At 70.7% G+C, this 21081-nt stretch carries 21 protein-coding genes; 5 read left to right on the top strand and 16 right to left on the bottom strand.

Features of this window, described 5'->3' with window-relative positions:
• Nucleotides 1-129: 129 nt before the first annotated feature.
• On the top strand, nt 130-1716 hold the full coding sequence (locus SOM19_RS16150; protein ID WP_320487607.1) for a stealth family protein: 1587 nt from the start codon (nt 130-132) through the stop codon (nt 1714-1716).
• Here SOM19_RS16150 and SOM19_RS16145 read toward each other — a convergent pair.
• A complete protein-coding gene (locus SOM19_RS16145) occupies nt 1664-2581 on the bottom strand; it encodes a phosphodiesterase (RefSeq protein ID WP_320487606.1) in 918 nt (305 codons plus the stop codon). The genes SOM19_RS16150 and SOM19_RS16145 overlap by 53 nt on opposite strands.
• 104 nt (nt 2582-2685) lie before the next feature.
• The gene (gene rsmA / locus SOM19_RS16140) at nt 2686-3528 is read right to left on the bottom strand and encodes a 16S rRNA (adenine(1518)-N(6)/adenine(1519)-N(6))-dimethyltransferase RsmA (RefSeq protein WP_320487605.1); all 843 of its coding nucleotides are present in this window, start codon (nt 3526-3528) and stop codon (nt 2686-2688) included.
• Nucleotides 3529-3581: 53 nt separating this feature from the next.
• Here rsmA and SOM19_RS16135 point away from each other — a divergent pair, with 53 nt between their 5' ends.
• Together SOM19_RS16135 and SOM19_RS16130 are read left to right on the top strand one after the other, a co-directional pair.
• Entirely contained in the window at nt 3582-5060 is a 1479-nt protein-coding gene (locus SOM19_RS16135) for a sugar porter family MFS transporter (RefSeq protein WP_320487604.1), read from the top strand.
• A gap of 36 nt (nt 5061-5096) precedes the next feature.
• On the top strand, nt 5097-6407 hold the full coding sequence (locus SOM19_RS16130) for an MFS transporter (protein WP_320487603.1): 1311 nt from the start codon (nt 5097-5099) through the stop codon (nt 6405-6407).
• A gap of 9 nt (nt 6408-6416) precedes the next feature.
• Here SOM19_RS16130 and SOM19_RS16125 read toward each other — a convergent pair whose 3' ends face one another.
• Nucleotides 6417-6779 carry a YciI family protein gene (locus SOM19_RS16125; protein WP_320487602.1) on the bottom strand — a complete coding sequence of 121 codons (363 nt, stop codon included), beginning with the start codon at nt 6777-6779 and terminating at the stop codon, nt 6417-6419.
• A complete protein-coding gene (locus SOM19_RS16120) occupies nt 6776-8059 on the bottom strand; it encodes an RNA polymerase sigma factor (protein ID WP_320487601.1) in 1284 nt (427 codons plus the stop codon). The genes SOM19_RS16125 and SOM19_RS16120 overlap by 4 nt, the downstream gene beginning before the upstream one ends.
• A gap of 240 nt (nt 8060-8299) precedes the next feature.
• On the opposite strand from SOM19_RS16120, the gene SOM19_RS16115 reads away from it, so the two are divergent.
• Nucleotides 8300-8473: a hypothetical protein gene (locus SOM19_RS16115; protein WP_320487600.1), complete on the top strand. Its 174-nt coding sequence runs from the start codon at nt 8300-8302 to the stop codon at nt 8471-8473.
• A 30-nt stretch (nt 8474-8503) separates the two neighbouring features.
• Here SOM19_RS16115 and SOM19_RS16110 read toward each other — a convergent pair whose 3' ends face one another.
• The 5 genes from SOM19_RS16110 to SOM19_RS16090 all read right to left on the bottom strand — a co-directional run bounded on the left by SOM19_RS16110 (nt 8504) and on the right by SOM19_RS16090 (nt 13086).
• The gene (locus tag SOM19_RS16110; RefSeq protein WP_320487599.1) at nt 8504-9034 is read right to left on the bottom strand and encodes an NUDIX hydrolase; all 531 of its coding nucleotides are present in this window, start codon (nt 9032-9034) and stop codon (nt 8504-8506) included.
• A 1-nt stretch (nt 9035) separates the two neighbouring features.
• Nucleotides 9036-9920 carry a TatD family hydrolase gene (locus SOM19_RS16105; protein ID WP_320487598.1) on the bottom strand — a complete coding sequence of 295 codons (885 nt, stop codon included), beginning with the start codon at nt 9918-9920 and terminating at the stop codon, nt 9036-9038.
• 13 nt (nt 9921-9933) lie between these two features.
• The gene (metG, locus tag SOM19_RS16100; RefSeq protein WP_320487597.1) at nt 9934-11508 is read right to left on the bottom strand and encodes a methionine--tRNA ligase; all 1575 of its coding nucleotides are present in this window, start codon (nt 11506-11508) and stop codon (nt 9934-9936) included.
• Nucleotides 11509-11609: 101 nt separating this feature from the next.
• Entirely contained in the window at nt 11610-12449 is an 840-nt protein-coding gene (gene rsmI, locus SOM19_RS16095; RefSeq protein WP_320487596.1) for a 16S rRNA (cytidine(1402)-2'-O)-methyltransferase, read from the bottom strand.
• Nucleotides 12450-12570: 121 nt separating this feature from the next.
• A complete protein-coding gene (locus SOM19_RS16090; protein ID WP_320487595.1) occupies nt 12571-13086 on the bottom strand; it encodes a MarR family winged helix-turn-helix transcriptional regulator in 516 nt (171 codons plus the stop codon).
• A gap of 84 nt (nt 13087-13170) precedes the next feature.
• Here SOM19_RS16090 and SOM19_RS16085 point away from each other — a divergent pair, with 84 nt between their 5' ends.
• A complete protein-coding gene (locus SOM19_RS16085) occupies nt 13171-14793 on the top strand; it encodes a dolichyl-phosphate-mannose--protein mannosyltransferase (RefSeq protein WP_320487594.1) in 1623 nt (540 codons plus the stop codon).
• 67 nt (nt 14794-14860) lie between these two features.
• Here SOM19_RS16085 and SOM19_RS16080 read toward each other — a convergent pair whose 3' ends face one another.
• The 7 genes from SOM19_RS16080 to SOM19_RS17055 are packed head-to-tail and all read right to left on the bottom strand — an operon-like array spanning nt 14861 to nt 21023.
• A complete protein-coding gene (locus tag SOM19_RS16080; protein ID WP_320487593.1) occupies nt 14861-16705 on the bottom strand; it encodes a thioredoxin domain-containing protein in 1845 nt (614 codons plus the stop codon).
• Nucleotides 16706-16730: 25 nt separating this feature from the next.
• Nucleotides 16731-17561, bottom strand: a complete 831-nt coding sequence (locus SOM19_RS16075; RefSeq protein WP_320487592.1) for an aldo/keto reductase — start codon at nt 17559-17561, stop codon at nt 16731-16733.
• Between the two features lie 40 nt (nt 17562-17601).
• Nucleotides 17602-18378, bottom strand: coding sequence for an ABC transporter permease (locus SOM19_RS16070; protein ID WP_320487591.1), 777 nt, complete (start codon nt 18376-18378; stop codon nt 17602-17604).
• On the bottom strand, nt 18375-19271 hold the full coding sequence (locus SOM19_RS16065; protein ID WP_320487590.1) for an ABC transporter ATP-binding protein: 897 nt from the start codon (nt 19269-19271) through the stop codon (nt 18375-18377). Before SOM19_RS16065 ends, SOM19_RS16070 begins: the two co-directional genes overlap by 4 nt.
• Nucleotides 19268-19564: a transcriptional regulator gene (locus tag SOM19_RS16060; RefSeq protein ID WP_320487589.1), complete on the bottom strand. Its 297-nt coding sequence runs from the start codon at nt 19562-19564 to the stop codon at nt 19268-19270. Before SOM19_RS16060 ends, SOM19_RS16065 begins: the two co-directional genes overlap by 4 nt.
• Nucleotides 19561-20208: a hypothetical protein gene (locus SOM19_RS16055; RefSeq protein WP_320487588.1), complete on the bottom strand. Its 648-nt coding sequence runs from the start codon at nt 20206-20208 to the stop codon at nt 19561-19563. The genes SOM19_RS16060 and SOM19_RS16055 overlap by 4 nt, the downstream gene beginning before the upstream one ends.
• A complete protein-coding gene (locus SOM19_RS17055) occupies nt 20205-21023 on the bottom strand; it encodes a CPBP family intramembrane glutamic endopeptidase (protein ID WP_414683662.1) in 819 nt (272 codons plus the stop codon). Before SOM19_RS17055 ends, SOM19_RS16055 begins: the two co-directional genes overlap by 4 nt.
• Nucleotides 21024-21081: the final 58 nt, after the last annotated feature.

Raw genomic sequence — 21081 nt, 5'->3', positions numbered from 1 at the left:
CGGCCTGCACACGCCAGCACGGCGTGTCAAGGGGCGGGCTCGGTAACGTCGCTGTAATGGAGAGTGCCTAAGGTGAGGAGACCGGATGTCGCAGTCGCGGCATCCGGTTCGCGCGCGAAGGAGGAACAGTTGCCCGCACTCTCGGTCATGCCCACCCCCCAGGACCCCTGGACGACACTGCTGGAGCGCCCCGACGTCGCGCTCAAAGGCGGCCTGCTCCACATCGTGCACGACACGGTGACTCCTGAGGAGGCGCGCACCGCCGACCTGCTGCTGGTGGCTTCCGCACTCGAGGCGGCGGGTGTGGAGACCACGCTCATCCGCCACGACCGCGCGATCCCCGCGCTCGTGGTCGACGTGGCCGCACGGGCCGCTGCCATCGCGGCGATCGCCGCGCTGGGCGAGACCGAGCCCCTCTACGTCAAGGAGAAGGGGCGGCCCGCCATCCGCGCCACCGAGGCGCGCGTGCCCGGCGCCGGACCGTCCGCCGTGCGGATCTACCGCCCCCGCGTGGCGCGCACCGGCGGCCTGCGCTACGGCGCCTCGCTCGGCGCGCGGCTGGAGTTCTGGCGCTTCGGCGAGGAGCTGATCGAAGCGCCGCACGACAACGCCTTCACCCGGCGCCTCACTCCCGCGAACGACCTCGAGTACACCGTCGTGGAGCGCTACGGCCGCAACTGGCGGACCATCGACGGCATGTTCGACCTGCAGCCGCACGAGTTCGCCGAGCCGGTCGATCTCGTGTTCTCGTGGGTCGACGGCTCGTCGAGCGACTTCCAGCGTCAGCGCGCGGCACGGATGGCCGAGTACGTCGTCGGCGACGGCGACGAGGGCCCGGCCCGCTACCGTCACGTCGACGAGCTGCGGTACGCCCTGCGCAGCGTGCACATGTACGCGCCGTGGGTGCGCCGGATCTTCATCGCGACCGACTCCCCCACGCCGGCGTGGCTCCTGGATCATCCGAAGGTCACGATCGTGCGCAGCGAGGAGTTCTTCGCCGACCCGTCGGTGCTTCCCACGCACAACTCGCACGCCGTCGAAGCGCAGCTGCACCGCATCCCCGGGCTGTCGGAGCACTTCCTCTACTCCAACGACGACATGTTCTTCGGACGGCTCAGCGAGCCCGAGCTGTTCTTCACGCCGGCGGGCGTCACGAAGTTCGTGGAGTGCGAGGTGCGCATCGGCGCGGGCGCTCCGGCGACCCACCGCAGCGGCCACGACAACGGGCTGCGCGTGAACCGCGACCTGCTCAAGCAGCGGTTCGGCCGGGCGATCGTCCGCGACCTCGAGCACTGCGCGACTCCGGTGCGTCGCAGCGTGATGGCCGAGCTCGAGGAGACCTTCCCCGAGGACTTCGCCCGGACCGCGGCATCCCGCTTCCGCTCGGCGACCGACATCTCGGTCACCAACAGCCTCTACCACTACTACGCGCTCATGACCGGGCGGGCCGTCGCCACCCGCCAGCCCCGGGTCCGCTACGTGCAGACCACGCTGGCGGCGTCGCTGCGGCGCATGGAGCGCCTCGCCGACCGCACCGACATCGACATGTTCTGCCTCAACGACGGCGGCGAGAGCGAGGTGCCCGAGCAGCTGCGCACCCGCGTGCTGCGTGCGGCGCTCGAGCGCATGTTCCCGGTGCGCGCCCCGTGGGAGCGCGAGGAGCTCAGCGTGGCAGAGCGATCGGCTCGGTCGGCGCACCCGTCCGCGCGACTCTGACCGGATCCACGCCGGCCAGCCGGAGCCGCCGCAGCGCCTCGTCGGGATCGATGTACTCCAGGGTGCGCGACGCGTCGACCGGCACCACCGAATGCACGATCGTGTCGTCGTACAGGTGGATCAGGTTGAACGCCTGTGCGCCGTCCTGGGGACGCGTGCCGCCGGTCGGCACCGTGAGGTCCTGGGCGTAGCAGGTGGACGAGGCCACCGACACCGGGATCCCGGCGAACGTCGCGAACGTCGAGTAGTGGAGATGGCCGGCGATGATCGCCCGGACGTCGGTCCCGCGCAGCACCGCCGCGAGGCGCGACTGCTGGCGCAGCTCGACGCTGGCGGCCAGCGGCAGCACGCTCGGCACCGGCGGGTGGTGCATCGCGAGGATCGTGCCGAGGGGCGCGGGCGTCGCCAGCACGGTCGAGAGCCAGGCCAGCTGCGCGTCCCGCACCTCGCCGTAGTGGTGGCCGGGGACGCTGGTGTCGAGTGTCACGATCCGGAGCCCGTCGAGCTCATCGACACGGTCGACCGGGGCGGCGTGGCCCGTCTCGCCGAGCAGCGTCTGGCGGAAGGCCGCCCGGTCGTCGTGGTTGCCCATGACCCAGAACACCGCCGCGCCGATGCGCACGGCGAAGGGCTCGACCAGGGCGCGAAGGTCGGCGTACGCTCCCTGCTCCCCCAGGTCGGCGAGGTCCCCGGTGAACACCAGCGCGTCAGGCTGGACGCCGCTGGCCTCGATGACGTCCAGCGCGCGCTCCAGGTGCGTGGCGGCGTCCACGAGGTCGAACAGCCGCGAGCCGCCCGCGCGCAGGTGGGTGTCGCTGAGATGGAGCAGAATCCGGTCGGGCGCCGGATACTCGGCGGTGCGCATCGTCACATCCCTCCGCCCCGCGGTCGAGACGAGACGTTCCGAATGTTACAGACATGTTTCGCAACGGCCCGGAAGCACGCGGTGAACGTTGGACGAACGGTGCGTCACAGGACGCGGGCGATCCTCACGAAGTCGTCGATCGACAGCTCCTCGCCGCGGGCGGTGGGCGCGACTCCGGCTCGCTCCAGGACAGCGGATGCCTCGGCCGAGCTGCCGCCGAGCACCACGGAGAGGGCCTGCCGGAGCATCTTGCGGCGCTGCTGGAAGGCGGCATCGACGATCCGGAAGGTGCGGCGGCGCTCGTCCTCGCTCCCCCGCGATTCGGCGTCGCGGCGGAACCCCACCAGCACGCTGTCGACGTTGGGCACCGGCCAGAACACCTGGCGCGAGACGGTGCCGGCCAGCCGCCACGAGCCGTACCAGGCGGCCTTCACGCTGGGTGCGCCGTAGACCTTGGATCCCGGAGGTGCGGCGAGCCTCTCCCCCACCTCGGCCTGCACCATCACGACGCCCGACTCCAGGCCGTCGAACGTCTCGAGGAAGTGCAGCAGCACGGGGACGGACACGTTGTACGGCAGGTTCGCCACCAGGATCGTCGGGTCGCCCGGCAGCTCGGTCACCCGCAGCGCGTCGGCATCCACCACGGTGAGCGTCCCGTCGGTCACGCCGTGCGCGGCCGCGGTCGCCGGAAGGCGCTCCGCCAGCCGGTGGTCGATCTCGACGGCGGTGACGGATGCCCCGGCCTCGAGGATCGCGAGGGTCAGCGAGCCGAGGCCCGGCCCCACCTCGACGACGCGATCGCCGGGAGCGACGCCGGCGACGTGGACGATCTTGCGCACCGTGTTGGCGTCGACCACGAAGTTCTGGCCGAGCTTCTTGGTCGGAGTGACGTCGAGGTCGGCGGCGAGCGCGCGGATCTCGGCGGCTCCGAGCAGTGACACGGGCATGGGTTCACTGTACCCAGTGACGCACGCACTCCCCTGTGGCTAGTGTGAGGCGAGTGAACACCACTGGAGCAATTCCGTCCGATGCGTTCTCACTCCGGAGCCCCTACGGGCGAAGGGCCGTCGGCCTGTCCGTAGCCGCGGCGGTCGGCGGGTTCCTCTTCGGCTTCGACTCCTCGGTCATCAACGGAGCGGTCGACTCGATCTCGTCGGACTTCGCGATCAACGACGTGCTCACCGGGTTCGTCGTCGCGATCGCCCTCCTGGGCTGCGCCGTCGGTGCGATCGTCGCCGGCAACCTGTCGGATCGCTGGGGGCGCCTGCGGGTGATGTTCCTCGGCGCGGTCATGTTCTTCGTCAGCTCGATCGGCGCCGGACTCGCCTTCTCGGTCTGGGACCTCGCTCTCTGGCGCGTGATCGGCGGTCTCGGAATCGGCATCGCCTCGGTCATCGCGCCGGCCTACATCGCGGAGATCGCACCCCGTCAGATCCGCGGCGGCCTCGCCTCCCTGCAGCAGCTCGCGATCACCCTCGGCATCTTCACGGCGCTGCTGTCCGACGCCCTGCTCGCCAACACGGCCGGAGGCGCGGACAACGTGCTGTGGCTCGGCCTCGAGGCCTGGCGCTGGATGTTCATCGTCGGGGTGATCCCGTCGGCCGTGTACGGCATCCTGTCGTTCACGCTGCCCGAGTCGCCGCGCTACCTGCTGGCGAAGGGCCGCACCGAGGAGGCCAGGGCGATCTTCTCGCGCCTGGTGCCGCCGGCGGATCTCGACCACACCATCCGCGACCTGCAGACCACGATCGAGACCGACCGCAAGAACTCCGGCGTCTCGCTGCGCGGACCGGTGCTCGGGCTGCAGCGGATCGTCTGGGTGGGCATCATCCTGTCGGTGTTCCAGCAGTTCGTCGGCATCAACGTGATCTTCTACTACTCCACGAGCCTGTGGCAGTCCGTCGGCTTCGACGAGACCGACTCGTTCACGATCAGCGTCGCGACCTCGATCACGAACGTGCTCGTGACGCTCATCGCGATCTTCCTGGTCGACCGGGTGGGGCGAAAGCCCATCCTCCTCACCGGGTCGGTGATGATGGCGCTGTCGCTCGGCCTCATGGCGATCTCATTCGTGTTCTCCGAGACGGACGCCGAGGGAGCCGTGACGCTGCCGGCCCCGTGGGGCCCCATCGCGCTGATCGCGGCGAACGTGTTCGTCGTGGGGTTCGGCGCGTCATGGGGACCGCTCGTCTGGGTGCTGCTCGGCGAGATCTTCCCGAGCCGCATCCGCGGCAAGGCGCTCGGGGTCGCGGCGGGCGCGCAGTGGATCGCGAACTTCCTCATCACGATCTCGTTCCCCGCGATGTCGTCGTGGTCGCTGCCGCTCACCTACGGCATGTACGCCGCCTTCGCCGCGCTGTCGTTCTTCTACGTGCTCTTGCGCATCCCCGAGACGAAGGGGATGGACATCGAGCAGACGGAGACGCTGTTCACGCATCCCGGTGCCAAGGCGACGACGCCGGTGGCAGACCGGGACTGAGCGGCGAGAGTCGCGAGCGCCTCGTAGGATCGAGGGATGCCCACGCTCGGCGACCTCATCGCACCCCGCCGGATGGGGAGAGATTTCCGCTGGCTGCTCGCCGCCTCGTGGACGAGCAACCTCGGCGACGGCATCGCCCTGGCGGCGGCTCCGCTGCTGATCGCCTCGCTCACCTCGTCGCCGATCCTCGTCGCCGCCGGCGCCATGATGCAGTTCCTGCCGTGGCTGCTGTTCGGCCTGCTCGCCGGCGCGGTCGCCGATCACCACGACCGACGGCGACTCGTCATGCTGGCCAACAGCCTTCGCGCCGTCGTCGTGCTCGCCCTCGTGGCCTTCCTCGTCACCGGGAACGCGTCGGTGTGGCTCGTTCTGGCCACCGCCTTCCTCTACGGCACCGCCGAGGTGTTCGCCGACTCGGCCGGCAGCACCCTCCTGCCGATGCTCGTCAAGCCCGGCGACCTCGGCATCGGCAATGCGCGCATGCAGGCCGGGTATCTCGTCGCGAATCAGCTCGCCGGCCCCCCGCTCGGCGCGTTCCTCTTCGCCCTCGGCTCGTTCTGGCCCTTCGTGCTGCAGGTGGTCTGCGTGGCGCTGGCGGTGCTGCTCATCTCCCGTATCTCCCGGACGCCCGTTCCCGAGCATCCCGAGCAGCCGTCGGGGACGAAGGCCCACGCGATCCGCGAGGGCCTGCAGTGGCTGCGCCACAACGCGCCGGTGCGGACGCTCGTGATCATCATCCTGGTGTTCAACGTGACGTGGGCCGCGCCCTGGGGCGTGCTCGTGCTGTACGCCACCGAGTACCTCGGCATGGGGCCGGTCGGCTACGGCGCCCTCACGACCGCCACCGCGCTCGGGGGCATCATCGCGGTGTTCGGCTTCGGCTGGCTCGAGAAGCACGTGTCGTTCGCGACGCTCATGCGCGTGTGCCTCTCGCTCGAGGTCCTCATGCACCTCGGCTTCGCGCTGACCACGTCGCCGGCGGTCGCCTTCGTCATCATGTTCGGCTTCGGGCTGTACGCGTTCGTGTGGGGCACCATCTCCACCACCGTGCGCCAGCGCCTCGTGCCGATGGAGCTGCAGGGACGCATCGCGTCGGTGAACATGGTCGGCGTATTCGGCGGGCTCGTGATCGGGCAGTTCCTCGGCGGCATCATCGCCCAGGTCTGGGGCCCGACGGCGCCGTGGTGGTTCGCCTTCGGCGGCTCGGCGATCACGCTCGCCCTGGTGTGGCGGTCGATCTCCCACATCGCGGCCGCGAAGCCGGTGCTGGGGGCCGATGAGACCGACGCGATCGACCCCGAAGACGAGCCGGGCGCCGGTGGGATGCCCCTTCCCGACCGCGGCTAGAGAAGGGGATCAGTCCGCGCTCTCCCAGGAGAGCGCGACGGTCGGCAGGATGAGGACGCGCCCGAGCACCGCGGTGGGGTGCTTCGCCATATACGCTGCCGCCTCCTCGATGGACTCCGCCTCCACGAGGTCGTAGCCGGCGAACCACTCCTTGAACTCGGGGAACGGACCGTCGGTGACGATCGTCCGCCCGTCGCGGACGACCACCGACTTCGCGCGATCCGGTCCTGCGACCGTTGATCCGCTCCCGACCGTGCCGGCCTCGACCCCCTCCTCCTCCCATGCCTCGAGCATGCGCCGGTCCTCCCCGGCGTCGAGCCGCGAACCGCTGGAGTCGGTGAGGTGGAGCACGAGGAACTGCTGGGTGGTCATTCGGTTTCTCCCTTGGTGGATGCCGCGAGATCGCCGCGGCGGCGGATGAGATGGGCGACCTCGGCGGTGTTCCCTGCCAGCAGGATCGCCCGGTCGTACGCGGCGCGCGCCTCCTCAGGACGGCCCGAGCGCCGGAGCAGCTCCGCACGGGTGGCGTGGAACGCGTGGTGGCCGTCGAGCGGCACGGCGAGCCGCTCGGTCATGGCCAGGCCGATCTGCGGAGAGTGGAGCTCCGACAGCGCGATCGCCTTGTTCAGTGTGACGAGCGGGTTCGGGTCGACGCGCTCGAGCTCGCCGTACAGCGTCACGACCCGCGACCAGTCGGTGTCGCGCGCATGCGGTGCCGACGCGTGCACCGCGTTGATCGCCGAGAGGATCTGATACCGGTCCAGCATCGCCTCGCCGTGTGCGGCGGCGTCGACCCGCGCGCGCACCAGGGCGAGGCCCTCGTCGAGGAGGGCCCGGTCCCACGCACTGCGGTCCTGCTCGTCCAGGCGCAGCAGCTCACCGTCCGACGACACCCTCGCCGCGGCGCGGGCCTCGGTCAGAAGCATGAGCGCCAAAAGCCCTGTCGCCTCGTGCTGTTCGCCCGACCTCGACGCGAGCAGATCGCGCAGCAGCCGTGTGAGCCGGATCGCCTCGCCGGTGAGATCCGGGCGGAGCGGATCGGAGTGCCGCCCCGAGGCGAGGTAGCCCTCGTTGAAGATCAGGTACAGCACCGCGAGCACCCCCTCGGCCCGATCAGCCAGCTCCTCCCGCTCCGGCACCCGGAACGGCACCCCTGCCGCCTTGATCTTCGCCTTGGCCCGGGTCAACCGCTGTCCCATGGTCGTCTCCTGCACCATGAACGCGTGCGCGATCTCGCTGACGGTCAGGCCGCCGACGACGCGCAGTGTGAGGGCGACACGTGCCTCCATCGACAGCACGGGGTGACAGCACACGAACATCAGGCGGAGTCTGTCGTCGTCGACGGCGCCCACGTCGACGACGCCCGCATCGCCTGCAAGCATCAGCGCCTCCCGGGAGAGCTCATCGCCGCGCGCTTCCCGCCTGAGCCGGTCGATCGCCTTGCGATGCGCGGTCGTCGTGATCCAGGCGCCCGGATTCGGCGGGACGCCAGCGGTCGGCCACCGCTCGATCGCCACGGCGAAGGCTTCGGCCGCGGCCTCCTCGGCGATGTCGAGGTCGGCGAAGCGCCGGGCGAGCCCTGCGACGACGCGGGCCCATTCCTCCCGGTGTGTACGCGCGACGGTCGCCGCGACATCTGCGCGCACGGTCACCGCCGGCTCACCGAAGGGCGGCCCCTGCCTCTGTCCCTGCGCCATCGACCGCTCTGCCTCCTCGTGGTCGCCTGGCGACGACCCTCACCAAGTCAACGAACGGGACTCGTCCGATTCGACACCGGACTGCAAAGAGATTCAAGTGCCCGTGATCGATCAGCGGTGTCGAATTCGCGCTCCGCCGTTCGTGGCGATGGTGAGGGCAGGTCACCGGATCGCCCCGCGAGGAGAGGGGAAGGCATGATGCACAGCCGCATGAGCGCCGATGACGAGCGTGAATACGCCGACCGGATCATCGAGGCCCGGCAGCAGCACCGCCGGGAGAGTCGGCCGCGACGTCACGCATTCTGGAACGACATCAGAGCGTTCCTCCTGTCGATCCCGGCAGGAATCGGGATTCGCATCGGCGGCTGACGAGCCGAGGACCGGCAGTCGTGCGGCAGGTCAGACCGACGGCCGTGCACTGCCGGCCAGCTCGGCGAGCCGCTTCCCGAGCCGCTCGAGCCGCGGCACCCACGGCCCCGCCATCTCGCCCGCGCCGCTCCGGCGCAGGGCCTCCGTGAGCGGCACCCACTCGGCCTCGCACACCTCCTCGGGATCGAGCTCGAGAACGGGGTCGCCCACCACGTGGGTCACGTACACGTCGAACAGCGCCAGCCTCTCGACAAGCCGCCCGACGAGCGTCAATGCTGCAGTCTCGACGCGCACGCCGGACTCCTCCGCCAGCTCGCGCACCGCGGCATCGGCGCTCGACTCACCGGTCAGAGCGCTGCCGGCGGGGAACTCCCACGCCAGCGGCCAGTCCTTGATCGCGGCACGTTTCGTCATGAGCACGAGTCCATCGCCGCGCACGACGCACACCGACGCCACGATGTGGAACAGCCCTGACGGGAAATCCGGGTCGTCCCGGCGATGCGTGCGGCCGGTCGGGATGCCCGCGGCATCCGTCAGGTCCCACAGTTCGCCGCGCGACACGTCAGTCCTCGAAGGCTCCGTACACGGCGAGCGTGTTCGCGGCGACCTGTGCGCAGAACTCGTCGAGGTCGGCGCCGAGCTCGGCCGCCATGAACCGCACCGTCACCGGGATCAGGTACGGGGCGTTCGGGCGGCCCCGGTGCGGGATGGGCGTGAGGAACGGGGCATCCGTCTCGACCAGGATCCGCTCGCGCGGCGTCACCGCGAGCGCATCGCGGAGGTTCTGCGCGTTCTTGAAGGTGACGTTTCCCGCGAAGGAGAGGTAGTAGCCGCGCTCGGCGGCGATGCGGGCCATCGCGTCATCGCCCGAGAAGCAGTGGAAGACGGTCCGCGCGGGCGCGCCCACCCGCTCCAGGGCGTCGAGCACGGCGTCGTGGGCGTCGCGATCGTGGATCTGCATCGCGAGGTCGTGCTTCTTCGCCAGCTCGATGTGCGCCTCGAACGAGCGCAGCTGCGCAGGGATGCCGTCGGGCTCGGTGCGGAAGAAGTCCAGGCCCGTCTCGCCGATCGCCCGCACGCGGGGCTGCGCCGCGAGCTCATCGATCACCGCGATGGCCTCGTCGAGGCGTCCGGCCTCTTCGTACGCCGGCGCCTCGTTCGGGTGGATGGCGACCGCGGCGAGCACGCGGGGGTGCGAGGCCGCGGCCTCGGCCGACCACACGCTCGACTCGATGTCGCCGCCGGCCTGCACGACGCCCATCACCCCGACGCCGACCGCCAGCTCGAGCTGCTCCGCCAGCGTGCGCGGCTCGTCGCCGTCGGCGATCTCGAGGTGGGCGTGGTTGTCGTACAACGGCACGGCCAGAGGCTCGGGCGCCGCGGGCCAGCGAACGTCGCGCGACCCGTCGTTGTGCCGCTGCCGGACGTACTGGCTGGGGTCTGTCATCGGGGTCGGCGGGTCAGCCGGTCTGCTCGATGCGCGGGAACAGCGGCGCCAGCCCGTTGACCGAGGTGCCCGGCTTGAGCACGCCCCACGCACCGGCCTCGCGAAGCGGCTGGTCCTGCAGGCGCCCGATCGACTCGGCCGCGCCCAGCGCGACCCACAGCTTCTCGGTGGCGATCGGCATCACCGGCGACAGCAGCACGGCCAGCGCCCGCAGGCCCTCGGCCGCGGTGTAGAGCACCGTGCCCAGCCGTCCGCGCTGCGCCTCGTCCTTCGCGAGCGCCCACGGCTCGTTCTCGGTGATGTACAGGTTCAGCGCGTCGACGATCTTCCAGATCGACGAGATCGCCTCGTCGATGCGGAAGCGCTCGATCGCGTCGTCGGCGGCGGCCGCGGCATCCGCCACCGTCTTGTGGATGTGCCGATCGGCGTCGGTGTACTCGCCCGCCGGGGGCACGACGCCCTCGAAGTAGCGCTCGACCATCGCCGTCGTGCGCGAGGCGAGGTTGCCGAACCCGTTGGCGAGCTCGGCCTGGTAGCGGGCAGAGAGGTCCTCCCACGAGAACGATCCGTCCTGGCCGAACGCGATGGCCGACAGGAAGTAGAACCGGTACGCATCCGAGCCGAAGACGTCGGTGATCTCGGTCGGCGCGATGCCGGTGAGCTTGGACTTGGACATCTTCTCGCCGCCGACGAGGAGCCAGCCGTGGGCGAAGACGCCCTTGGGCACATCGACGCCCGCCGCGAGCAGCAGCGCGGGCCAGATGACGGCATGGAAGCGCAGGATGTCCTTGCCGACCACGTGGTACGCCGGCCAGCGCCGCGCGAACTCCTCGGGGTCGGAGCCATACCCGACGGCCGTGGCGTAGTTGAGCAGCGCATCGACCCACACGTAGATGACGTGGCTGTCGTCCCACGGGACCTTGATGCCCCAGTCGAACGTCGAGCGGGAGATCGAGAGGTCCTTGAGCCCGTTCTTCACGAACGACACGACCTCGTTGCGCGCCGACTCGGGTCGGATGAAGTCGGTGTCGGCGTACAGCGCGAGCAGCTTGTCCTGGAACTCGCTGAGCTTGAAGAAGTAGTTCTTCTCGTGCAGCAGCTCGAGGGGCTTGGAATGGATCGCGCAGACCTTCAGCCCCTCGAAGGCGCCGGTGCCGTCGACGATCTCGGACTCCGGCTTGAACTCCTCGCAGCCCACGCAGTACAGCGCCTCGTACTCGCCGGCATAGATGTACCCGCGGTCGTACAGCGTCTGGAAGAAGGTCTGCACGTTGCGCTCGTGGCGCTCCTGCGTCGTGCGGATGAAGTCGTCGTTGGCGACGTCGAGCGTCTTCAGCAGCGGGAACCACGACTCGCCGACGAGCCGGTCGACCCACTGCTGCGGCGTCACGCCGTTCGCGCTGGCGGCCCGCAGCATCTTCTGACCGTGCTCGTCCGTGCCCGTCAGCATCCAGGTGTCGTCGCCCGACTGGCGGTGCCAGCGCGCCAGCGTGTCGACGGCCACGGTCGTATAGCCGTGGCCGATGTGGGGCACGTCGCTCGGATAGTAGATCGGCGTCGTGATGTAGAAAGATCGGCCGGAAGTCACCCGAGGATTCTAGTCGGGCGGGGTGCCACGCCCGGCCGCTGTGACGACGGGTGGCCGCGCGCGGGCCCGGCGGGCGCCTTTCGTCACAAACGGGCGAGCACTCAGGCGGGAGCCGCGCCGGGCTTGCCTCGCACGGCGAGGGCGGCCTGGTAGAGCTCGCGGCTGGAGTGGCCGGTGTGGGCGGCGACCTCGCCCGCGGCATCCTTCAGCCGGGTGCCGGTGCGCACGAGCTCGAGCACCTGCGTCACGGCGTCCGGGAAGGCGATGTCCCGGGGCGCGGCGCCGGCCACGACGATCACGAGCTCGCCGCGCACGCGCTCCCCGGCCCAGTCGACCAGTTCGGCGAGGGTCCCGCGGGCGATCTCCTCGTGCAGCTTGGTCAGCTCGCGGCACACCGCGGCCCGCCGGTCGGCGCCGAACGCCGACGCCATGTCGGAGAGCGTCGCGCCCACGCGCGTCGGGGCATCGAAGAAGACCATCGTGCGGGGCTCGCTCGCCAGCGCCCGGAACGCGCTCAGGCGCTCGCCCTGTTTGCGGCCGACGAACCCCTCGAACGTGAAACGGTCGGTCGGGAGCCCCGAGACGGCGAGCGCGGTGAGCACGGCGCTCGGTCCGGGAATCGCCGTGACCGTGACTCCCGCGGCGGCAGCGGCGGCCACGAGCCCGTACCCCGGGTCGCTGACGGTCGGCATCCCGGCATCGCTGAGGACGAGGATGTCCTGATCGCGCGCGAGCTCGACCAGCTCCGGCGCGCGGTCCTTCTCGTTGTGGTCGTGCAGGGCGATCAGCCGCGGACGATTGGCGATGCCGAGCGCCGTGAGCAGGCGCACCGTGGTGCGGGTGTCCTCGGCGGCGACGATGGTCGCGGCCTCGAGCGCGTCGACCAGGCGCCGCGACGCGTCCCCCAGGTTGCCGATCGGAGTGGCCGCGAGGATGATCACGCACTCAGCCTAGGCGGGCCGAATCGTCGTGTGGGGTCGCCGCGAGGATGATCACGCACTCAGCCTAGGCGGGCCGTGAATCGTCGTGTGGGGTCGCCGCGAGGATGATCACGCACTCAGCCTAGGCGGGCGGCGAATCCTCGTGCGCGGGCTCCACGAGGTCGACGGCCGCCTGCAGGCGCTCCAGGCAGTCCATCACGATGCGGATCTCGTCCGGGGACATGTCGATGACCGCATCGAGCATCCGGCCGTGCATCGCGCCGAGCGTACGCCTCACCTCGTCGTCGGTCTCCACGGTCGGCTCGACCACGATGCTGCGGCGGTCGGTCGGGTGGGGCCGGCGGCGCACATGGCCGGACTTCTCGAGGCGGTCGATGATCGCGGTGGACGACGCGGTGGACACTCCCAGATACCGCGCGAGCTCCGCCGACGAGACCAGCCGGCTCTCCTTCTCGGCCTTGAGCAGATAGCGGAGCGTCAGCAGATCCTTCTCGCCCATCGACATCGAGTCGCGAGTGCGACGGCGCATCGCGACCTCGGCGGCGCGGTAGAGACGGAAGGCCTGCAGGAGCTCCACGGCACGACGACGGCGCGAGTCGTGATCATCGCCGTACCAGTACCCCGTGCTGTCGCCCACGTCACGAATCATACGGATGCCGCGACCCCGAGCGGCCGGCTCCTGTGGACGGGTCGTCCACGGGGCGCCGCCTACACTGGGCTGGTGACGCACGCCCCCCGGCTGGACGCCGACCCGCCCGCCGAGTCGCTGCTTCCCCCCGTGCGTCCGAGCCTGTACGACCGGTTCGTCCTTCACCTGAGTCTCGACCCGCGAGCCGCCCGCCTCTACGGCTGGATCGGCCCGGCGATCGTCGTCGTCCTCGCCGGTGTGCTGCGGCTGTGGAACCTCGGCGCCGCCCACGACCTGATGAATCAGTTCGACGAGACGTACTACGTCAAGGACGCGTGGACGCTGTCGCAGCTCGGGTATGAGGCAGCGTGGCCGGCCGAGGCGAACGACCGCTTCCTGGCGGGTGCGACGGACATCTTCACCACCGACCCCGCCTTCGTGATCCACCCCCCGCTGGGCAAGTGGATCATCGCGCTCGGCATGATGATCGTCGGGCCGGAGAACGGCTGGGGATGGCGCCTCACGACGGCACTCCTCGGCACCGCGGCGGTGCTCGTGCTCATGCTGATCGCCAAGCGCCTCACCCGTTCGACCACCTTCGCCGTGATCGCCGGGCTGCTGATGGCGGTCGACGGCCTCGCGATCTCGATGAGCCGCGTCGCGCTGCTCGACACCCCGCTGATGTTCTTCGTGCTGCTGGCGTTCCTCTTCGTGCTGCTCGACCGCGAGAGAACGATGACCCGGATCGCTCAGACCGTGGCCGCGCGCTTCGACGAGCATGACGAGCCGCCGTCGTGGGGCCCGATCCTCTGGAACCGGCCGTGGATCGTCGCAGCGGGCACGGCGCTCGGGGCGGCCACGGCGGTCAAGTGGTCGGGAGCATGGGTGCTCGCGGGCCTGGGCGTGTACCTGGTGGTCACCGATGCCCTCGCACGGCGGCGGGCGGGCGTGCTGTTCTGGCCGACCGACGCCATCCGACAGGGCGCCGCCACCTTCCTCCTGCTCGTGCCGGTGGCCGTCGTGGTGTACCTGGCCTCGTGGACGGGATGGCTCGTCAGTGACGGCGGCTACAGCCGGCACGCCGCCGACGCGAACCCGGCGACCGGGCCGTGGTCGTGGGTGCCGCTCTCGCTGCAGAGCCTCTGGCTCGACCACGTCACGATGTTCAACGCCGCCTCGCAGATCACGTCCGGTCACACCTACGCCAGCCCGGCGTGGCAGTGGCCGCTCCTATTGCGGCCCACCGGGATGTACTACCACCACGACGTGCTCGGCACCGACGGCTGCACGGCGGTGAACGGCTGCTCGTCGGTGATCGCCAGCATCCCGAACCCGCTCATCTGGTACGCCGCCGTCGCCGCGGTGCTCTACCTGGCGTACCGATTCGTGGTCGCGCGGGACTGGCGCCACGCCCTCGTGCTCACCGGCATCGCCGTGACCTACGTTCCCTGGCTGTTCTACCCCGAGCGCACGATCTTCCAGTTCTACACGGTCCTGATGCTCCCCTTCATGCTGCTCGCGCTCGTGTTCGCACTGCGCGACATCGCCGGTCCGGCGCACGCCGACGCCTACCGGCGCCATACCGGTCAGCGGCTCGTGCTGGTCTTCCTGGTCGTCGCGCTCGCGCTCTCGGCGTTCTGGTACCCGGTGATCTCGGCCATGACGGTGCCCTACGACTTCTGGCGCCTGCACAACTGGATGCCCACCTGGGTCTAGCGCACGCTCGAGTCAGAGTGCGAGCGCGGCGGGATCTTTCACGCCCAGTGGGTCTAGCGCACGCGCGTCAGGGCGCCAGCTCCGCCGGCTCCGTCACGGGCAGCAGGCACGCGAAGTCGCGGCAGTCGTACGCGGTGGCGAGGCCGTCACGCGCGGTCTTGCCCTCGAACAGCGCGAACCCCGCCACGGCGAACGCATCGGACTGCTCGGGGGTCGCGATGACGACGACGTCGGCCGGGATGCCGCGGGCCGCGGTCACCAGCGGATCCCGGCTGTCGGCGGTCACGACCACCACCTGACGCGGCGCCACGGCGAGGCCCGCGGCGACCCGCAGCAGCGCGCCGTGGGCCAGCGGCTGCTCGAGCGCGACGCGCGCGTGCCGTGCCGTGATCCGCTCGGCGACCTCGCGCATGGCGTCGCCGGATCCGAGCACCCAGAGCGCCAGCGCGGCCTCGGCGAAGGCCGCGACGCCGGACGGCTCGTCGCCGTCGGACGAGGCATCCGGAGCCCCCACGCCCTGCGCCGCGAGCACCGGGTCTCCCCCGCCCGGCACGGCCGGCTCACCGTCGGCGCGGAGGCAGGCCTCCACCAGCTCGCGGCCTCGCACGGCGTAGCGGACGTCGCCGGTGGCGGCCGCGAGGGCGACGAGTCCCGACGCCAGCTGTCCGTAGTCGGCGAGGGTGGCGGTGGCGCGCGACGGGATCTCATCGAGCGAGGCCCGCACGAGCCGCCCGTCGAGGGCGACGTTGCTCTCGAGCACGGCGTCGGCGGCCCAGCGGGCGGACTCGATCCAGCGATCCTCGCCGTGACGGCTGCCGGCCCGGGCGAGGGCGCCGATCGCGAGGCCGTTCCATCCGGTGACGACCTTGCCGTCGACGGCCGGCGGTGCCAGCGCGGCGCGGGCGGCGGCATCCGCCCGGTAGTAGCCGCCCTCGCTGCGTTCGCCGTCGATCCACGACTCCGAGTCCTGCGCGGCTCCGAACCCGCCGCTGGACTGCTGCAGCACCTCGAGGAGGAAGTGCGCGACACCACGGGCCGTGGACTCGTCGCCGGCATCGCGCGCCACATCGAGGAGCTGTGCGTTGTCGGTGAGCATGCGCTCGTAGTGCGGCACCGTCCAGTCGCGTCGCGTCGCATAGCGGAAGAAGCCGCCTTCGACGGCGTCGCGGAGCGGCGAGGAGGCCATCGCGGCGAGTGCGCGATCAGCGACGGCCGCCGCCGGCGCTGCCCGCTGGCGCACGACGGGGCTCTGCAGGAACCGCAGCGCGGTCGCCACAGGGAACTTCGGCGCCGCCGGGTCACCCCCGCCGAAACCGCCGAACTCGTGGTCCTCGCGCTCGGCGAGGGTCTGGGCCGCGGCGGCGAGCTCGGCCGGCGAAGGCAGACCGGATGCCGCGTCCCCACCGTCGGCCCGCACCTCGGCGAGCGCTGACACCACCGCGTCGGCCGTTCCGTCGATCTGATCCCGGCGCTCGGTCCAGGCCTCCCTTACGGCGGCCAGCACCTGCCGGAACGCGGGCAGCCCTCCCCGCGGCTGCGGCGGGAAGTACGTGCCTGCGAAGAACGGGCGGCCCTCCGGCGTCACGAACACCGTCAGCGGCCAGCCGAGACTCGGGCTGAACGCGGAGGCCGCCGCCATGTAGGCGGAGTCGACCTCCGGATGCTCTTCCCTATCGACCTTGACCGCGACGAAGCCCGCGTCGAGCTCGGCTGCGGTGGCGGCGTCCTCGAACGACTCGCGGGCCATGACGTGGCACCAGTGGCACGTCGAATAGCCGATCGACACGAGCACGGGCACGTCGCGGGCGCGGGCCTCGGCGAACGCCTCCTCGCCCCAGGGGAACCAGGAGACGGGATTGCCGGCGTGCGCCCGCAGATACGGGCTGGTGGATTCCGCGAGACGGGGGTTCATTGCGCGTGCCGTTCCTGTTGCGGTGTCAGTGCACCTCGGACGGGTGGGCCGAGACCCGGCCGTCCCGCTCGAGCGCGGTGATCGCCGCGTGCTCTTCGGGGGTGAGCTCGAAATCGAGGATGTCGATGTTCTCGCGCATCCGGGTCAGGCTGCTGGACTTCGGGAAGACGATCTCGCCCTCCTCCAGATGCCAGCGCAGGACGACCTGGGCCGGGGTCTTGCCGTGGGCGGCCGCGGCTGCGGCGACCGGCTGCTCGTCGAACAGCGGGTACTTCCCCTGCCCGAGAGGCCCCCATGACTCGATCTTGATGCCGTGCGCCGCGGCGTAGTCGGTCACCTCGCGCTGCTGGTACGCGGGGTGCAGCTCGATCTGGTCGACGGCCGGGGTGACGCCCGTCGCGGCGATGATCCGGTCGAGGTGCTCGGGGAGGTGGTTCGACACACCGATCGAGCGGGTCCTTCCCGACTCCCGGATGTCGATGAGCTTCTCCCACGCGTTGACGTAGTTGCCGTTGTCGGGGGCGGGCCAGTGCACCAGGTACAGGTCGACGTGATCGAGGCCCAGCTTCTCGAGGCTCTCATCGATCGCCGCCAGGGGCGCGTCGCCGGCCTGCCGGTCGTTCCACAGCTTCGTGGTGATGAAGAGCTCGTCTCGCGGGATGCCGCTTGCCGCGATCGCGGCCCCGACGCCCGCCTCGTTGCCGTAGATCGCCGCGGTGTCGATGTGGCGGTACCCCGCCTCGAACGCGTCCAGGACGAGACGTTCGGTTTCGGCCGGTGCGACCTTGAAGACGCCGTAGCCGAGCTGCGGGATGGTGTTGCCGTCATTGAGGGTCAGGGTGGGGATGATCGCCATGCTCTCCAGCCTACGAGCGGGCGTGCACCCGCGGGGCTTCTCAGCGGAAGCGCCGCCCCTGATCGCGCCGGAACAGCAGGAGGGCGAGGGCGAATGACCCGATGGTCCACACGAGCAGCCCGACCCAGACCCACCACGGCAGCGGTCCGCCTTCCACGGCCCAGATGACGAACTCGCGCGCCTGACGGGAGGGCGTGAACTTCGAGATCGTGTCGAGCCAGTCCGCGAACATGATCGGCGGCAGGAACAGCCCGCCGATGAACGCGAGCGAGAACATCACGATCTGCACGACCGCGATCGCCGCCTTGAACGGCAGCGCGTAGCCGATCGCCGTGCCGATGAACATGAACGGCAGCGCCGAGACCATGAGGGCGAGCACGCCGGCCAGGATGCGCTCCGGCGGCGCTTCGGCGGCGGTGAGCAGTCCTCCGACGACGACGACCGGGATTATGGCCACGAGCCCCAGCGTGCCGGTGGACACGATCTGGGCGAGCACGCGGGCGACCCCCGGCGCCGGCAGCGTGCGCAGATACGGGTCCCAGGGCTTCTCGCGGTTCTCCGAGATGGTCAGTCCGAAGGAGAAGAGCGCATTCGACATGACGGCGAACACCGACAGCGAGATCACGGCTGCGGTCGCGAACTCGGGATTCTCGGCGACCGTCCGCTGGGGCACCACGAAGAACAGCAGCGCGAGGGCGGGGAAGACCAGGGTGCCGATCACCGCGACCGGCACGCGCAGCGTCTCGATGAGACCGTACTTGGCATGCAGGAGCGTGAGACGTGCGGTGGACGGGCCTGCGGCCGCTGTGGCGCTCATGCCGCCGCCTCGCTCGACAGGGAGGCATCGGTCAGCGCGAGGAACGCCTCCTCCAGGGTCGCCCCGCGCACCGCGAGGTCGTGGAAGTCCAGCCCGCCCTTGACGAGCTCGCGGACGAAGAGGTCGGCATCCGCCACGGTCAGCTCCTCGCGACCGGCGACGCGGTCGTGCCGCACGACGCCGGGCAGCCGGCCGATGAGCTCGGGAACGGCGCTCGTCAGCTGAACCCGGCCGACGCCGACTCGGCCGATGACGCGGGCGACGGTGTCGTCGGCCAGGACCCGGCCGTCGCCGACGACGATGACCCGCTCGGCGAGCGCCTCGATCTCCTCTAGATAGTGGCTGGTCACCAGCACCGTCGCACCTGCCTCGTGCTGTCGGCGGATGGCGGCCCAGAGCGTCCGGCGCGCGTCGACGTCGAGGCCGGTCGTCGGCTCGTCGAGCAGCACCAGGCGCGGCCTCCCGACGAAGGCGAGCGCGACCGCGAGGCGCCGCTTCTGGCCGCCCGACAGGGCGCCGCACTGGCGTCGGAGCAGCTCGGCGAACCCGAACTCCTCGGCCAGGGCGGCCGTCGGCACGCGCTGGGCGAAGTGACCGCCGACGTAGTCGACGACCTCGCCCACCCGCAGCGTCTCGGGCAGCGCCGTCTCCTGCGGCGTGGTGCCCAGGGCGACACGGCGGCGCGCGTCCAGTGGATTGCCTCCGAAGAGCGTGACGGTGCCGGAGGTGGGGCGCCGCAGCCCCTGCAGCAGCGAAAGGAGGGTCGTCTTCCCCGCGCCGTTCGGCCCGAGGAGGCCCACGAGGGTGCCCTCGCCGATGACGAGTGAGATGTCGTCGACCGCCACCACGTCGCCGTAGCGGCGCGTGACGCGATCGAAGGAAGCGAGTGTCATGGGTGTTCTCCCAACACGGATCGGAGCGTCTCGACGTAGTCTTCGAACGCGCGCCTGCCCTGCCTGGTGAGCGCGAGGTAGGTCACCGGGGTGCGCCCCCGATGCGTCTTGTCCACGGCGACGTAGCCGGCGTCCTCCAGCTTGCGCAGGTGCGTCGAGAGGTTGCCCGGGGTCATCTCGAGCAGGCTCTGCAGGCGAGGGAAGGCCATGCTGTCGCCGGCGTCGAGGGTCGCCAGCGCCGCGGTGATCCGCAGGCGCGCGGCGGCGTGGATGACGGGGTCGAGCTCCGTCATCGCCGGGCCCACAGCCACACCACGAGCGCACCCACCAGGAAGCCGCCGCCCCCGCCGAGCGCGAACACCAGGTAGTGCGTGGGGTAGCCGAAGTACGGCGCGACGAGCGCGACGGCGACGATCCACAGGCCCATCCAGAGGGTCGGGCGCGCCTGCCAGATGGCGGCCGCGAGCATGTACATGATGCCGACGAAGAGCACCGAGCCGGTCGGGTAGAAGATGTTGGCGAGCGCGGGCGGCATGCCGTTCACGATGAGCGCTGTGCCGAAGACCATGAGCGCCAGGAACCCGACCATCCAGGTGAGACCGAACACCGTGCCGGTGAAGGCGGACTCCGCCGACGTGCGGATGCCGCGCTGGCCGCGGGCGCCGAGGACGGCCGACGCGACGATCGCGGCGATCATGAGCCCGATGAACACGGCGACCGCGAAGGGCAGCGGCACCGCGAAGGCGGGCTCCGCGCCGTCGATGAGCCACAGCATCCCGAACCCGACCGTCCACGCGATCCCCCACGACAGGAGGATGGCCGGCACGTAAGCCGCCATGCTCCGGGTGACGCGGTCCTGCTGGCTCTCGAGCAGCTGCAGCATCTCGGCCGGGTCGCCGGGCGACTCGTCGTCGGCCTGGGCGTCGTCGATGTTCACGAGGCTCCGTTCGAGATCAGGAAGGGCACGATGAGCACGGGGAGCGTCGTGAAGAGGTTGACCATGCCGTGAGCCAGGATCAGCGGGAACAGCCGGCCCTGCCGCCACGCGATGATCCCCGATCCGACGCCCCACACGAAGAACGCGCATACGTAGACGAGCACGGCGTCGGGTGTCGGGGCGTACCAGGCGTGCTGCAGGCCGAACAGCACCGATGGCACCGCGATCGCCAGGGCGAGCGGCCAGCGCGTGGCCAGCGATCGCTGGGCGTATCCGCGGTAGACCAGCTCCTCGGTGGGTGCGTTGAGCGGTGCGAAGGTGAGCACCGCGATGAGGGCGAGGACGAGCGTCACGATGGGATCGGCCGTCGCGACGGCGGCCTCATCGAAGAACACGGTCTCGAAGCCGTCCCACACCGCCGGACCGTGCAGCGCCCACATGACGCCGGCGATCGTGAGCATGAACGGCACCGACAGCACGGCCAGCCACAGCAGGCCCCACAGGATGTCGCGGCCGAGGTGCTGCGGGCGCCAGCCGATGACGGCGCCCGCGCTGCGCCTTTCCCGATGGAGCTGCCGGAGCACCAGAGCCAGGCACACGATGTTGACGGGCAGCATCGCCACGGTCGCGACGAGCGGCGTCGGTGGGAACGGCGCCCAGCCGGCGGCAAGGCCCACGACCACCCAGGCGCACACGCAGGCGACGGCCACCAGGACGACACGCAGCGCGGGGAGGCCGAGCCCCCACGCGAAGGACCAGGGGCGCCCAGCCGTCGCCGTCACACCGCGTCCTGTCGTCGTCAATGGCGTGCTCATGGCTACTTTGTACTGCAAAGTACTTTGTCGCGCAAGAGGCGGTCGCTCAAGCGGGCGC

This window comes from Microbacterium sp. CFBP9034 (genome assembly GCF_034045255.1).
Lineage (GTDB): Bacteria > Actinomycetota > Actinomycetes > Actinomycetales > Microbacteriaceae > Microbacterium.
Note: the sequence above shows the minus strand (reverse complement) of the source record. Positions and strands in the feature narration are given on the sequence as shown.